Raw genomic sequence first — 13,560 nt, 5'->3', positions numbered from 1 at the left:
GGCGCTACGGGCGGTACTCTCCGAAGACGTCCCGGAGCGCGTCCGAGACCTCGCCGAGCGTCGCGAGCAGCCGTAACGCCTCTCTCATCGGGTACAGGATGTTTCCGCCGGAGCGGGCGGTCGCCCGAATCGTCTCCAGAGCCTCCTCTACGGCGGCGCTGTCACGCCGCTCACGCAGCGCAGCAAGGCGAGATGCCTGATTCTCTTGCAGGGCCGGATCGATCCGCAGGACCGGGACTTCCTCCTCTTCTCCCTCCTCGACGAAACGGTTCACACCCACCACGATCTGGTCCTCGGCTTCGATCCGCTTCGCCGTCTCGTACGCAGCGTCCTCGATCGCCCGCTGCGGGAAGCCCATCTCGATGGCGTTGACGGCACCACCGAGCGCCTCGACCTCATCGATCAAGGCACCGGCTCTCTCCTCGATCGCGTCCGTCAGCGCCTCGATGAAGTACGAACCCGCGAGAGGATCGACGGTATCCGCTGCACCGGACTCGAACGCGAGGATCTGCTGGGTGCGCAGGGCGATCTTGGCCGACTTCTCAGTCGGCAGTCCGAGCGCCTCGTCGTACGAGTTGGTGTGCAAGGACTGGGTTCCCCCGAACACCGCGGCGAGCGCCTGAACGGCCGTGCGGACGATGTTCAGTTCCGGCTGCTGGGCCGTGAGGGTGCTGCCGGCCGTCTGGGTGTGAAACCGCATCTGCCACGCCTTCGGGTTGGTCGCCCCCACCTTCTCCCGCATGAGCCTGGCCCACAAACGCCTCGCAGCCCGAAACTTGGCGATCTCTTCGAAGAACTGGTTGTGGGCATTCCAAAAGAACGACAGACGCGGTGCGAACTGGTCCACGTCGAGGCCTGCATCGACCGCCGCCCGAACGTAGGCGAGACCGTCGGCGATCGTGAACGCCAGCTCCTGCGCGGCGGTCGCACCGGCCTCGCGCATGTGATAGCCGCTGATCGAGATGGTGTTCCAGGAGGGAAGCTCCGCGGCACAGTACGAGAAGAGGTCGGTAACGAGGCGCATGGACGCGGCCGGCGGATAGATGTACGTGCCTCGCGCGACGTACTCCTTCAGAATGTCGTTCTGTACGGTGCCTCGGATCCGCCCGGGAGCAACGCCCCGCTCCTCGGCGACGAGCTGGTAGAGCAGCAGCAGAATTGCCGCGGTTGCGTTGATGGTCATCGAAGTGCTGACCTCGCCCAGGGGGATCTCGGCGAACAGGCGCCGCATGTCCTCGATGCTGTCGATGGCGACCCCCACCTTGCCGACCTCACCTTCGGCCATCGGATGGTCGGAGTCGTACCCCATCTGCGTCGGGAGGTCGAAGGCCACCGACAGACCCGTCTGGCCGGCTTCGAGAAGCGACCGGAACCGCCGGTTGGTGGCGTCGGCATCGCCGAACCCGGCGTACTGGCGCATCGTCCACAATCTCCCGCGGTACATGGTGGGGTACGGGCCGCGGGTATACGGGTAGGCACCCGGTTCACCCAGTTCGGCCGGCACGTCATCGGGGCGATAGACGGTCTCGATCTCGATCCCGCTGGTGGTCGCGCGCTCGGGTTGGTCCGTTGTGTGTTTTTCGATCATGGGTATCCTCACGAATGCTAACGGGCAACGTGCCCGACGCCTGAGGCAAAGCATGTCCGCACCAATCCACGAACTCGAACGCCGGGAGGTCAGAAGCCGCTGGTTCGTCGCGCTTGCGACGCTCCTGTCCGTCTCCCTCCTCGCCTCGACATGGCTCGCACTGTTCTCGTTCTTCGGAGCGAGTTCGGCGTTTGGTGTCTTTACGAGCCTCGAACACCGCTTCGTCCCCGACGTGCAGAGCATGGCGCTCGACTTCCCCGACCTGTCCAGGGTGTCACGCATCTACACGCTCAAGAACGAGAAACTGGCCGAACTCGACGATGGCAAGAACAGCCAGCCGATCCGCATCGAGGAGGTTCCGGAGATCGTCATCGACGGGGCGCTGGCCTCCGAGGACGCAGACTTCTTCGAGCACGAGGGTGTCGACTTCGCTGCGATCGGCAGCGCGTTCATCGACAACCTCCGGTACGGCAAAGAGCGCGGCGGTTCGACGATCACCCAGCAGGTCGTCAAGCAGAACTTCGTCGGCGACGAAGTGACCATCACCCGCAAGATTCGTGAGGCAGCCGTCGCCGTCGAACTGGAGCGCCGCTACACGAAAGACCAGATTCTCGAGTTCTACCTGAATTCGGTGTATTTCGGCTGGGGCGCCTATGGGGTAAAGGCCGCCGCACAGGAGTACTTCGGCAAGAGCCTCGACGAACTCACGATCGCAGAGTCCGCAGCCATGTTCGTTCCGATCCGTAACCCGCGAGTCTATGACCCCCGACGCCAGCCGGAGAACGTCCTCAAGAAGCGCAATCAAGTCATCGACACGATGATCGCCCACGGCATGATCACCAAGAGTCAAGGGGAAGCGGCCAAGAAGGAGCCCCTCGACATCAAGCCTCCGTCACGATTCGCCGGCCCGGCCGACCACGTTGTCGCCGAGGTCAAGCGACAGCTCCTCCACGAACCGGAATTCGCCTTCTTGGGGGCCACGACCGAGGAACGCAAAATAGCGATCTTCGGATGCCCGGCGGATGACGTGAACTGCCACGGCGGAGGCGGGCTGAAGGTGTACGTCACGATCAACCTGGACTGGCAGGAGACAGCCAACTCGATCCTCGAAACGTGGCTGCCCTACACGGATCCATCCACGATGACCCAAGAACAGGTGAACGCCTGTATCTCTCGCTACAACGCCACCGAGACCGTCGTCCCGGCCCTCGAGCGGCTTCGCTGTGCACCCACCGGAGCAATCTCCACGGTGGACAGTGCGACCGGTGCGATTCGAGTCATGTCGAGCGGTCTCCCCTTCGACGTCGAGCAGTTCGACCTGGCCCTGCGGAGCGAGCGAAACCCGGGGTCTTCCTTCAAACCGTTTGGCCTGGTCGCCTACCTCGAATCCGGTGGCTCGCTGAACTCGTTCTGGGATGCGCGCTCTCCCATCGAGATCGAATGCCCGTTCGCGTGTGGTCCCGACGGATCGAATATCTGGACGGTGCGGGGAGGTAAGAAGGACACGGGGATACGGTTGAACCAGGCGACCTACCAGTCGGTGAACGTCGTCTACGCGCAGGTCTCCGTTGCGGTCGGTCCCGCCCACATCGTCGATGTCGCTCGCAGGATGGGTGTCAAGAAATCGACGATCCCCGAGGTGTACTCGATCGTCCTCGGAGGCGGAGGAGCCACACCGATCGAGATGGCCTCCGCATACACGAACTTCGCGACCAATGGCCTCTGGGCCGAACCGTATCTCATCGAACGCATCGAAGGTCCCAACGGCACGGTGCTGTACCAGCATGAGAACCAACGCATGCAGGTCGTCGACCCCGCGATCATCGCTGCCGCCCGCCGCCCCCTGACCAGGGTTCCCACCGGCTCCGGAACCGCGCCGGCCGCCAATATCGGCCGGCCTCAGGGAGGCAAGACGGGAACGCATCAGAACTACACCGACGCATGGTTCGTCGGGTTTGTTCCCCAGTACGCCACCGCCGTATGGGTGGGCTACCCCGACTTCCAGTATCCGATGCGCGACATCACGATCAAGAATCAGTTCTACTCCAGGGTCTACGGGGGAACGATCCCCGCTCCGATCTGGGCCGAGTACATGACCGACATCCTCGAGAACGTCCCCGTCGAGAACTTCCCGCCCGATCCTCCAGGAGTGAACAAGTACTTCATCGTTCCGAAGACGGAGGTGCCCTTCGTGATCGGGATGCAGACAGAGGACGCCGAGGACACGGTGTATCAAGCGCACCTCCAACCGATCATGGTCGAGGTGCCGTCGGTCGAGCCTGCCGGAACCGTCGTCGGACAGGACCCGAACCCGGCAGGCGAAAACGGAACGCCGATCGAACCTCTGACGGTCAGTGAAGGAACCGAAGTCACCGTCGAAGTCTCTTCCGGTGTCCCCCCCTCGGCGCCGCTGGTCGACCTCACAGGCATGGATGTGAATCAGGTGGTCACGACCCTTGCCCAATTCAAGGAGGACACCGGGGTCGAGCTCGCCTTCACGACGATATTGGTGGAGACGACCGAGCCGACACTCGTCGATACGGTGATCACCACCAGTCCGATCCCAGGCTCCACCGTGACCTTCGGCGACACGATCACACTCTTCGTCGGCAAGGCGCCACCGTCTCCGCCACCTTCCGACGGTGGCTGAGGCACCTGAAGAGATTCTTTTCGCGTCCTTACACGACGTATCTTGACGTTGGTTGGTGTTTCTTGATATCACTGCACGGTGCAGGTTGCAGTGTCCGGGAATCAACGCGATGCTCGTCCTCCCGTCGCGACTCACGCCGCGCCGACCCCGGGCGCTGCAACCAGGCGCAGTATCAGACGCAGACCGACCGTCACACCGAGCATCTGGGATGATGGAACGGTGGGAGTGCCGCCCGATGCCGCATATGTGCGCCGCTTCTGGACGGCGCTCATAGGGTCGACCGCCGTCGTCGAGCTGCTCCGCCTGGTGACTGCGGCCCGCAAGAACACCTCGGTGCCCTGCCCGATCCGGCTCCCCCAACTCGCCGCCGAGGGACTCGTCTCGCTCGAGCCCGGACGAGTGCATGTGCGTGCGACGATTCCCCCCCTCGGTCCCGGCCAGACCCGACGGCTGTCCCCGGCTCTGCGCGCCGAGCACTGCAGGGCGCTCGATGACGTGATGCGGTCCGAGAACGACTGAGCCTCGGCACATCGAGGCCCCTGCGCCGTAGGGCGGCACCTCCGCCAGCGAGCGAAACGAACCATCTCTCCCCCCAGCGAACGAAGCGGCCTGTCTCTCCCCCCAGCGAGCGAAGCGAGCGTTGGGGGGAGTACGGCGAAGCCGGAAGCGGGGCAGACAGCCGACCCAAGACCCGCTCCGCCCTCGGCCAAAGCGTCGAGGCCACCTCCCCCAGCGTCGGCCCTTCGGGCCTTCTGGGGGAGGAAACGGGGAGGGAACGAACATCTCTCCCCCCAGCGAACGAAGCGGCCTGTCTCTCCCCCCAGCGAGCGAAGCGAGCGTTGGGGGGAGTACGGCGAAGCCGGGAGGGGGGCCGGCGAAGCCGACCGGGGCCGGCGAAGCCGACCGGGGCCGGCGAAGCCGACCGGGGCCGGCGAAGCCGACCGGGGCCGGCGAAGCCGGGAGGGGGGCCATCATGTCAATGCCCCCGGATTCGCTACGCTGCCACTCATGTTCAGTTACGAAGAGTGGGCCGACCGAACACGCAGCCGGATCAATGAGATCTCCGTTGCGGAGCTGGCGGCACGCGGAGACCAGGCGCCGCTGATCATCGACATTCGTGAGGATGCCGAGTACGCCGAAGGAGCCATCCCCGGCGCGGTGCATATCCCCCGGGGCCTTCTCGAGAGCGCAATCGCCGAGCTCGTCGACCGCGACACCGAGTTCGTCCTCTACTGCAGCGTCGGCCAGCGGTCGGCCCTCGCGGCGTACGCTCTTCAGCAGATGGGCTACTCGTCGGTCAGGTCGCTTGCAGAGGGCTCGGACGGTTGGCGGATCGCCGGACATCCGTGGAATGTCCCCCGCACCTTCGATCTCGACCGACGAATCCGGTACGCACGCCACCTCGCACTGTCCGACGTAGGCGAGGAAGGCCAGCGCAAACTCCTCGATTCCAAAGTTGCGATCGTCGGTGCAGGTGGCCTCGGCTCCCCGGTTGCCCTGTATCTTGCCGCTGCAGGGGTCGGCACCATCGGCATCGTCGACTTCGACGTCGTGGAGATCTCGAACCTGCAACGTCAGATCCTCCACAGCACGTCACGGGTCGGCGAACCCAAGGTGGATTCCGCGGCGGAGACGTTGCGGGGTCTCAATCCGGACGTGACGGTGCGCCCGTACAAGGTGACGCTGGATGCCGACAACGTGCTCGACATCCTCGGCGGCTACGACGTCATCGTCGACGGTGCCGACAACTTCCCAACCCGTTACCTGATCAACGATGCCTCACTGCACCTGCGGGTCCCGGTCGTGCACGGATCGGTCTTCCGGTTCGAGGGCCAGGCGAGTGTCTTCTGGCCGTACAAGGGGCCGTGCTACCGATGTTTGTTCCCTGAGCCGCCACCCCCCGAGATGGCGCCGTCGTGTTCGGAAGCCGGAGTGCTGGGAGTACTCCCTGGGGTCATCGGCACCATCCAGGCGACCGAAACGATCAAGGTTCTGCTCGATATCGGCGAGACGCTCGCCGGCAAACTCCTCACCTACGACGCACTCGAGCAGGAGTTCCGCACGCTGCGGCTGCACCGCGACCCGTCCTGCCCGGCCTGTGCCGATGAGAACCGCCCACCGAAGATCGTCCAGTACGACCAGTACTGCGTGTCTGCCGGTACGGTCGCTCGGTGAAGTGCTCAAGTTTCTCGCATTCTGCGCCGATGACTCTCTAGTGAGGAAAGCGCTGTACCTCGTCGCCATTTGCGCATTCGCGTTCGTCCTCCTGCCCTCCCCACCTGCCTCGGCGGCCGCAGACATCTATCAGATGACATTTCCGGTCGCGGGGCCCAACCACTACTCAGACACCTTCGGGGCTCCACGATCCGGCGGCCGCACCCACCAGGGCAACGACATCATGGCCGACAAGATGACACCGATCGTTGCCGTGGCCGACGGGACGATCGGCTGGATGCACAACGAGCTGGGCGGGGACTGCTGCGCCATGGCCCTCAACCACGACGACGGCTGGGCATCGTGGTACATCCACATGAACAACGACACTCCCGGCACCGACGATGGGCAAGGTTGGGGTTTCGCTCCGGGCATCGAACAGGGCGTTCACGTCACCGAAGGACAACTCATCGGATGGGTCGGCGACAGCGGCAACGCCGAATGGACGGCGTCCCATCTCCACTTCGAACTCCACGACCCGAGCGGCACGGCCATCGATCCCTATCCGAGTCTCCAGGCAGCCGAGATGTCCATCCTGCCTCGCCTGGCGGGGGCAACTCGATATGGCACGGCCGTTGCGATATCCGAAGAAGCCTTCCCCTCAGGAGCCGACCATGTCTATGTGGCCACCGGGTCCGGATTCGCGGACGCGCTCGTCGTCGGACCCATCGCGGGCCTTGCGGGCAGCCCGATACTGCTCGTGGCCGAGACATTCGTTCCGTCGGAAACGGCAGCCGAGCTGCAAAGGCTCCAGCCCCTGACGGTCACCGTGTTGGGAGGACCCGCCACGGTCTCGGACGCTGTCATCGATCGTATCCGCGTCCTGACCTCCGCATCTGTGAACCGTATCTCCGGGATGAGCCGATACTCCACCGCGGCGGCAGTCTCAGCTTTTGGATTCCCATCGGGGGCCGATACGGTGTTCGTGGCGAACGGTTTCACATTCCCCGATGCTCTCACCGGTGCCGCGGCGGCAGCCCGTGTCGGCGGCCCGCTCCTGCTCATCGGACAGGATGTGATTCCTGAGCCGACGGCCACCGAATTGGAGCGGCTCGATCCTTCACGCATCGTCATCCTTGGTGGCGAGGGCGTCGTGTCCGCTCAGCTCGAAGAGCTCCTCCGTGCCTATTCCCCCGAGGTCGATCGGGTCTGGGGTTCCGACCGGTATGCCACCGCGGCGGCCATTTCGAGAATGTTCTTCGCCGATGGCGCGTCCACCGTGTACATCGCAACAGGGATGAACTTCCCGGACGCATTGGCGGGCACTTCGATCGCAGCCCGCGACGGAGGGCCGATTCTTCTCGTCGCCGGCGGGACGATACCCGCAGCGACGATCGATGAACTCGCCAGGTTGCAGCCTGTGAACATCGTGATCCTCGGCGGAAACGGCGTCGTACCGTTCTCGATCGAGTACCTGCTCTTGGCGGCCGTGAACTGACAAAGGCTCACATCGGCAAACCCGCTACTTACACTCCGCTGTGAGGAGGAGGGACCGCATCAAGAAAACCTTGATCGTCGGAGCCGTGGCCGGGCTGGTCCTGGCTCTGCTGCCTGCCCCTGCCCCGGTGGAACCCTCGGCCTGGGCGAGATCCACCGACCACGCGTTGTCGCTGCGAGTTCGCGGCGACATCACCGAATCTCAGATCGTTGAAGACCCCTTCACCATCGTCGGCGTTACGTGGGAGGGGCCCTCACCCACGGAGATCTCGGTTCGGACACGCACACAGGGTCGCTGGAGTCCTTGGCGCACGATCCAGACAGAAGACGACCATGGTCCCGACACCGGAACCGCCGAGTTCCGCCACCAGCGGCACGGCACACAACCGGTGTGGGCGGGAGAATCCGATGCGGTGCAGTTTCGTCTCAGAGGTGGAGCACCGCGACAGGCAACCGTGACGCTCGTCGACACGACCAACCGAACGAAGCCGCTGTTCATGCGTCTCGCCGAGCGCTTCTCCCCCAAGCCGGCCGACGCCGCCGTTCCGCAGCCGCAGATTCATCCTCGTTCCGATTGGGATCCGTCGGGTTCCTGCGTGCCGAAAGTGCCTCCGAGCTACGTGCAGGTGACGGTCGCGTTCGTGCACCACACGGCAGGCTGGAACACCTACACGCAGGCCGAGGTGCCCTCCTACATCCTGGGCATCTGCCTCTACCACGTGAACACGAGAGGCTGGAACGACATCGCCTACAACGCCCTCGTGGATCGGTTCGGCGGGGTATGGGAAGGCAGGGCCGGCGGCATCGACAAGGGCGTGCAGGGCGCCCACACACAAGGCTTCAACTCCTATTCGACCGGCATCGCGCTGCTCGGCTCGTTCCAGGGCACCGGCGTGTCACCGTCCACCGCGATGCAGGATTCGCTCGTGGATCTGCTCGCGTGGAAGTTCTCGATCCACAACATCGACCCGAAGGGAACGACCACCGTAGTGTCCAAAGGTTCGTCGAAGTACGCACAGGGCACCAGCGTGACACTCAACACGATCTCCGGACACAGAGACGCGCAGGCGACGTCGTGCCCGGGCGATTCGTGCTACGTGCTCCTGCCTTCGTTCAGAGATCGGGTTGCCGTCCTCTGGCAACCGATCCCGCTCGACGCGTACACCAACCCGCTCGTCGGTGACTTCAACGGCGACGGTACCGAAGACGGTGCCGTGTTCCATCCTGCAGACGGAACCTGGTGGGTCACCGACGGTTCCTCGGGCAACGTTGGCTCCTGGGGCTCCCTGTCACCCACCACCGGCTGGGACACCCACCTCGTCGGCGACTTCAACGGCGACGGCAAAGACGACCTCGCCTCCTACCAAAACGGAACCTGGACCACCTCACTGTCCACCGGCACCTCCTTCACCCCCACCACCTGGGGCTCCCTGTCACCCACCACCGGCTGGGACACCCACCTCGTCGGCGACTTCAACGGCGACGGCAGAGACGACCTCGCCTCCTACCGGTCGGACAACGGGACATGGATGACGCTGCTGGCCACCGGCACCACGGCCACCACGGGACCCTCCGCCGTGACGTCCTCGGCCGACCACTTCAGTCTCGCCCTTTCCTTCGATGCAAACGGTGACGGTTCGGATGACATCATCCAGCTGGACGCCTACGACGGATCCTGGCACGCGGGCTTCATCGACGCCGACCGGCTCGAGTTCTCTGTACTCGAAGACGCTCCATACCGTACGACCCTTGCTCGCAGCCCCAGGCGCAGCCGAGGAGACGGCCAGTTCCTCACCTACTTCGGGCAGGAGTTCCGCTGGATACGGACCGAGACCGGGTACGGACTCTCCAGTGTCGGCAGCGTCACCCGTCTGTGGGGCGAAGATCGCTACGCCACCGCGGCCGCGGTGAGCGCGTCAGGTTTCCCCGCCGGCGCTTCACAGGTGTATGTCGCCACCGGTGAGAACTTTCCGGACGCCCTCGCCGCCGTGCCGGCCGCCTTTCACGAAGGAGCCCCGATCGTGTTGACACGAACCGGTTCGCTCCCGTCCGCCACGAGGACCGAACTGCAGCGACTTGCTCCCGATCGGATCATTGTCCTGGGCGGACCAGGCGCCGTCTCCGATTTGGTCATGGACGAACTCGATTCCCTGGCTCCGAACGGGGCCGTCCGAAGAGCCGGACCGACCCGATACGAGACCGCCGTCGAGACATCCAGGGCGGTGTTCGATCCCGGAGTCCCGGTCGTCTACATCACTTCCGGCTTCGAGTGGCCCGAGGCCGTCGCGGCAGGCCCTCCGGCCGGATTCCTTGGCGGACCCCTGCTTCTCGTCCTACCCGACGGGATCCCCAAGGCGGTACGAGACGAGCTGTCCCGGCTCCGCCCGACACGTATCGTGATCGTGGGACCTCAGACTCATGTGTCGACCACGGTGGAATCGCAACTGGCCGTATATACATCGGCCGGTGTCACCCGTATCACCGCCTCGGACCGATACGCGATGGCAGCCGCCGTCTCCGCAGACGCCTTCTCGGCCGGTATCTCGCGCGCCTTCGTGGCAACGGGGCTCGTCTATCCGGATGGCCTCACCGGTGGGGCCCTGGCCGCTCTTCACGGTGCTCCGCTGCTGCTCACGGACCCGGAGACGCTGCCTGCACCAACCGAGCAGGAGCTGCTGCGCCTGCGACCCTCTTCGGTGACGATCTTCGGCGGCGAAGGAGCGGTGAGCCCAGGTGTCGCCTCGGACCTTGCGAGGTTCCAGGCTCTCAGTGCCCTGACATCCGATCTGGACCCTTTGCCGCATCCATGACTCCGGTCAACACTCCGAGCAGCTGCTCGCGTTGCACCGGCCAGGAGATCGCCTCGACCGCTGCACGTGACGCTTCCCCCCGTTTCTCGATGTCGGCCGTCGACGCGGCATCGAGACGCACCAGCGCCGCCGCGATCTCGCCGGGATCGCCCGGCTGAACGTAGATCAGAGTCCCCTCGGGGAAATACCTGAGCAATGTCGATGACCTCCCCGCGATCACCGGAATGCCAAGCAGCACCCACTCCACGATCTTGTTCGAAAACGACAGGCCTCCGAGAGCGTCCGGCTTCGGCACGTTGACACCCACCCAGGCATCGGCCAGCACGGAAGGAATGTCCCGGTACGCCACCCTTCCGAGGAACTCGATCTGATCGGCAACGCCCAGTTCGGCGGCCAAGTCGGCGAGCCGTTTCTCATCCTCACCCTCTCCGACGATCCGGAAACGGATTCCCGGTATCGCGTCTCGAACCTCCGCCAAGGCTCGAATGACGTCGTCGATCCCATACCGCACCGCAACGCTTCCCGTGAACACCATGACTCTGCCGGCCGGCCGCTCACTGGCCGGCTCCCAGCCTTCAAGGTCGGGAACGTTCATGACAACGTCGATGGGGACACGGTGCGTCCGGGACGAGAGGAGTTCCCTCAGCGGCTCATGGACCGTAATGACCCGATCCGCAAAACGGAGCGACCAGCGTTCTTGTGTCTCCAGCAACCGGATGACCGCTCTCGAGGTCCGCTCCTTGGAGACGAAGAGTTCCGGCATCGGGTCATGGATATCCAGAACGACCGGGACGCCGAGCAGCTTCGGCACGATCGCAGCGAACACGAAGAAGTCCGGGGGTGAGTTCACATAGACCAGCGCAGGCCTGCGCACGAGAGTTCGAAGGCTGAGCCAGACGAAGCTCCAGACGAAGAACGAGGTGTACTCGAAGACATACCGCAATGCGCCGCCCCGTTTCCGGTCGATCGGAAACCGCCAGGTGCGCAAGTGGCCTTCGCTCACCGGATCGTCGAGGAAGAGGCCCTCAACGTCCCATCCCTCCCGGAGCATCACCCGAACCGTACGTCGCACCCGAGGATCACGCGCAAGGTGGGATTGGGAAATGGTAAGAACACGAGTCATGACAATCAGACGCCCCGGCGTCTGGCAACGGCCGGGATCGTTCGCAGCAGGATGCCCACGTCCATGCGGAGTGACCGGCGATCGATGTAGTCGAGGTCGTAGCCGATCACCTCATCGAACGTCAGCGCCCCACGTCCGCTGACTTGGGCCAGTCCGGTCATGCCTGGCTTCACCAACAGCTTGCGCAGAGCGTGTTCATCGTAGAACTCGACTTCGTAGGAGATCGGCGGCCTGGGACCAACAAGCGACATCTCACCGCGCAGCACGTTGAGCAGGTTCGGGAGTTCATCGAGGGAGGTGCGCCGCAGTATCCGTCCCACACGGGTCACGCGCGCATCATCGAGGAGGAATACCTCGTCTCCTTCTTCGTTTCTTCGGGACTCGGCTCTGCCCTCCACGAACCGCCGGTAGTACTCACGATGAACGCTCTCGTCATTGTCGTGAACCATGGAGCGGAACTTGACCATCGTGAACTCCGCTCCCCCTCTGCCCACACGAGTCTGTTTGAAGAACACAGGACCGGGGCTGTCCAGCTTGATGGCTGCGGCGACCACCAGAAAGACAGGGGAAGTCACCACGAGAAGCAGCGCCGACCCCACGATATCCATGAGGCGCTTGAGCAGCTCGTATCGGTGCCCCCGTGAGTCTCTGCTCTGCAACGCCATGACTTCAGTCGAGAATCGTGGCCGCTGTGGCTACATCGATGTCTCGAACCGCACGCTGAAGCCTCGCCGACTCGCGCACGGCTTCCGCAAGAGTCACTGCAGCCAAGCCGTCGGCAAGGGGGACCACGACGCCCTCCTCTCCCCTGATGGCGCGCACGAAGGCCTCGAGCTCCACTCTGAGCGGCTCCGCGCGATCGATGCGGTACTTGACCATGTTGCCTTCGCTGACGCCGTTGCGGCCACCGAACTCCGCCCAGTAGCCGACATAACTGTTCTCATAGAAGTAGAGATCTTGTGCGACATAGTCGAGTCGGTACATGCCGCCCTCGCCGATCACGGTGAGTTCGCGCACCTTCACCGGTGTGAGCCAGTTGACGTCGAGCAGGGCGATCGTGCCGTCGGCGAAACGCATCAGGGTCACCGAGAGGTCCTCATGATCCGAGTGCATGCGCCTTGCCGTCTCGGCGAATAGGCGGTCGATCGGCTTGCCGACGAGGTAGCGGATGACATCGAGCTCGTGCGTCGCAAGGTCGACGATCACTCCGACATCGCGAATCCGGTCCGGCAGGGGGCCCGTTCGGACTGCGCGAAGCTGAAATACGCGCCCGATCTCACCGGCGACGACCCCGCGTCGGAGCGCAGCGAGCGCAGGGTTGTACCGTTCGATGTGACCGACCGTGCCCACGAGTCCTCTTCCGTCGGCTGCATCCACGATGCGCCGGGCTGCTTCCACGGTGGGAGCCAACGGCTTCTCGACGAGGAAGTGGAGGTTGCGGGAGAGAGCCGCCTGCACGACCTCCTCGTGAGCAGACGTCGGTACGGCGACCACGACCGCCTCGAGGTCTTCGCGGTCGAACATGTCCAAGTAGTCGAGGTAGGTGCGGGCACGCCTCGAACGTCGCATGACCTCGAGTGCGCCGTCGGAGGGATCGGCGACTGCCACGAGTTCGACTTGAGGCAGCTCGGACAGAACCCGAACGTGGTTGCGACCCATGTTGCCGAGCCCGATCACGCCAACCCTGACAGGTGGTTGTTCCAAGGAATCGGGAAGCAGTATGGGTGACATGACGGGA

General features: G+C 64.3%; 9 protein-coding genes. 5 read left to right on the top strand and 4 right to left on the bottom strand.

Going from position 1 to position 13,560, the window contains the following annotated elements; all coding sequences use genetic code 11:
* Positions 1 to 4 precede the first annotated feature (4 nt).
* The gene (locus GWP04_00915; protein ID NIA24109.1) at positions 5 to 1,588 is read right to left on the bottom strand and encodes a methylmalonyl-CoA mutase; all 1,584 of its coding nucleotides are present in this window, start codon (positions 1,586 to 1,588) and stop codon (positions 5 to 7) included.
* Positions 1,589 to 1,640: 52 nt separating this feature from the next.
* On the opposite strand from GWP04_00915, the gene GWP04_00910 reads away from it, so the two are divergent.
* The 5 genes from GWP04_00910 to GWP04_00890 all read left to right on the top strand — a co-directional run bounded on the left by GWP04_00910 (position 1,641) and on the right by GWP04_00890 (position 10,699).
* Positions 1,641 to 4,238, top strand: a complete 2,598-nt coding sequence (locus GWP04_00910) for a PASTA domain-containing protein (protein ID NIA24108.1) — start codon at positions 1,641 to 1,643, stop codon at positions 4,236 to 4,238.
* A gap of 219 nt (positions 4,239 to 4,457) precedes the next feature.
* Positions 4,458 to 4,757, top strand: coding sequence for a hypothetical protein (locus tag GWP04_00905; protein ID NIA24107.1), 300 nt, complete (start codon positions 4,458 to 4,460; stop codon positions 4,755 to 4,757).
* Between the two features lie 489 nt (positions 4,758 to 5,246).
* Positions 5,247 to 6,413: a molybdopterin-synthase adenylyltransferase MoeB gene (gene moeB, locus GWP04_00900; protein NIA24106.1), complete on the top strand. Its 1,167-nt coding sequence runs from the start codon at positions 5,247 to 5,249 to the stop codon at positions 6,411 to 6,413.
* Position 6,414: 1 nt separating this feature from the next.
* Positions 6,415 to 7,890: a peptidoglycan DD-metalloendopeptidase family protein gene (locus tag GWP04_00895; GenBank protein NIA24105.1), complete on the top strand. Its 1,476-nt coding sequence runs from the start codon at positions 6,415 to 6,417 to the stop codon at positions 7,888 to 7,890.
* A 40-nt stretch (positions 7,891 to 7,930) separates the two neighbouring features.
* Positions 7,931 to 10,699, top strand: coding sequence for a hypothetical protein (locus GWP04_00890; GenBank protein NIA24104.1), 2,769 nt, complete (start codon positions 7,931 to 7,933; stop codon positions 10,697 to 10,699).
* Here the strand turns inward: GWP04_00890 and GWP04_00885 are convergent.
* The 3 genes from GWP04_00885 to GWP04_00875 form a co-directional block, all read right to left on the bottom strand.
* A complete protein-coding gene (locus GWP04_00885) occupies positions 10,656 to 11,750 on the bottom strand; it encodes a glycosyltransferase (GenBank protein NIA24103.1) in 1,095 nt (364 codons plus the stop codon). The genes GWP04_00890 and GWP04_00885 overlap by 44 nt on opposite strands.
* Before the next feature lie 77 nt (positions 11,751 to 11,827).
* The gene (locus GWP04_00880; GenBank protein ID NIA24102.1) at positions 11,828 to 12,430 is read right to left on the bottom strand and encodes a sugar transferase; all 603 of its coding nucleotides are present in this window, start codon (positions 12,428 to 12,430) and stop codon (positions 11,828 to 11,830) included.
* A gap of 61 nt (positions 12,431 to 12,491) precedes the next feature.
* Positions 12,492 to 13,553, bottom strand: coding sequence for a Gfo/Idh/MocA family oxidoreductase (locus GWP04_00875; protein NIA24101.1), 1,062 nt, complete (start codon positions 13,551 to 13,553; stop codon positions 12,492 to 12,494).
* Between the last annotated feature and the right edge of the window lie 7 nt (positions 13,554 to 13,560).

This window comes from Gammaproteobacteria bacterium, from assembly GCA_011682695.1.
GTDB lineage: Bacteria > Actinomycetota > Acidimicrobiia > Spongiisociales > UBA4744 > BMS3Bbin01.
Note: the sequence above shows the minus strand (reverse complement) of the source record. Positions and strands in the feature narration are given on the sequence as shown.

What these genes read in the sequence shown, in the direction of transcription:
- GWP04_00915 (NIA24109.1), bottom strand. Translation starts at nt 1,588, where the DNA reads ATGATCGAAAAACACACAACGGACCAACCCGAGCGCGCGACCACCAGC.
- GWP04_00875 (NIA24101.1), bottom strand. Translation starts at nt 13,553, where the DNA reads ATGTCACCCATACTGCTTCCCGATTCCTTGGAACAACCACCTGTCAGG.
- moeB (NIA24106.1), top strand. Translation starts at nt 5,247, where the DNA reads ATGTTCAGTTACGAAGAGTGGGCCGACCGAACACGCAGCCGGATCAAT.
- GWP04_00910 (NIA24108.1), top strand. Translation starts at nt 1,641, where the DNA reads ATGTCCGCACCAATCCACGAACTCGAACGCCGGGAGGTCAGAAGCCGC.
- GWP04_00885 (NIA24103.1), bottom strand. Translation starts at nt 11,750, where the DNA reads ATGCTCCGGGAGGGATGGGACGTTGAGGGCCTCTTCCTCGACGATCCG.
- GWP04_00880 (NIA24102.1), bottom strand. Translation starts at nt 12,430, where the DNA reads ATGGATATCGTGGGGTCGGCGCTGCTTCTCGTGGTGACTTCCCCTGTC.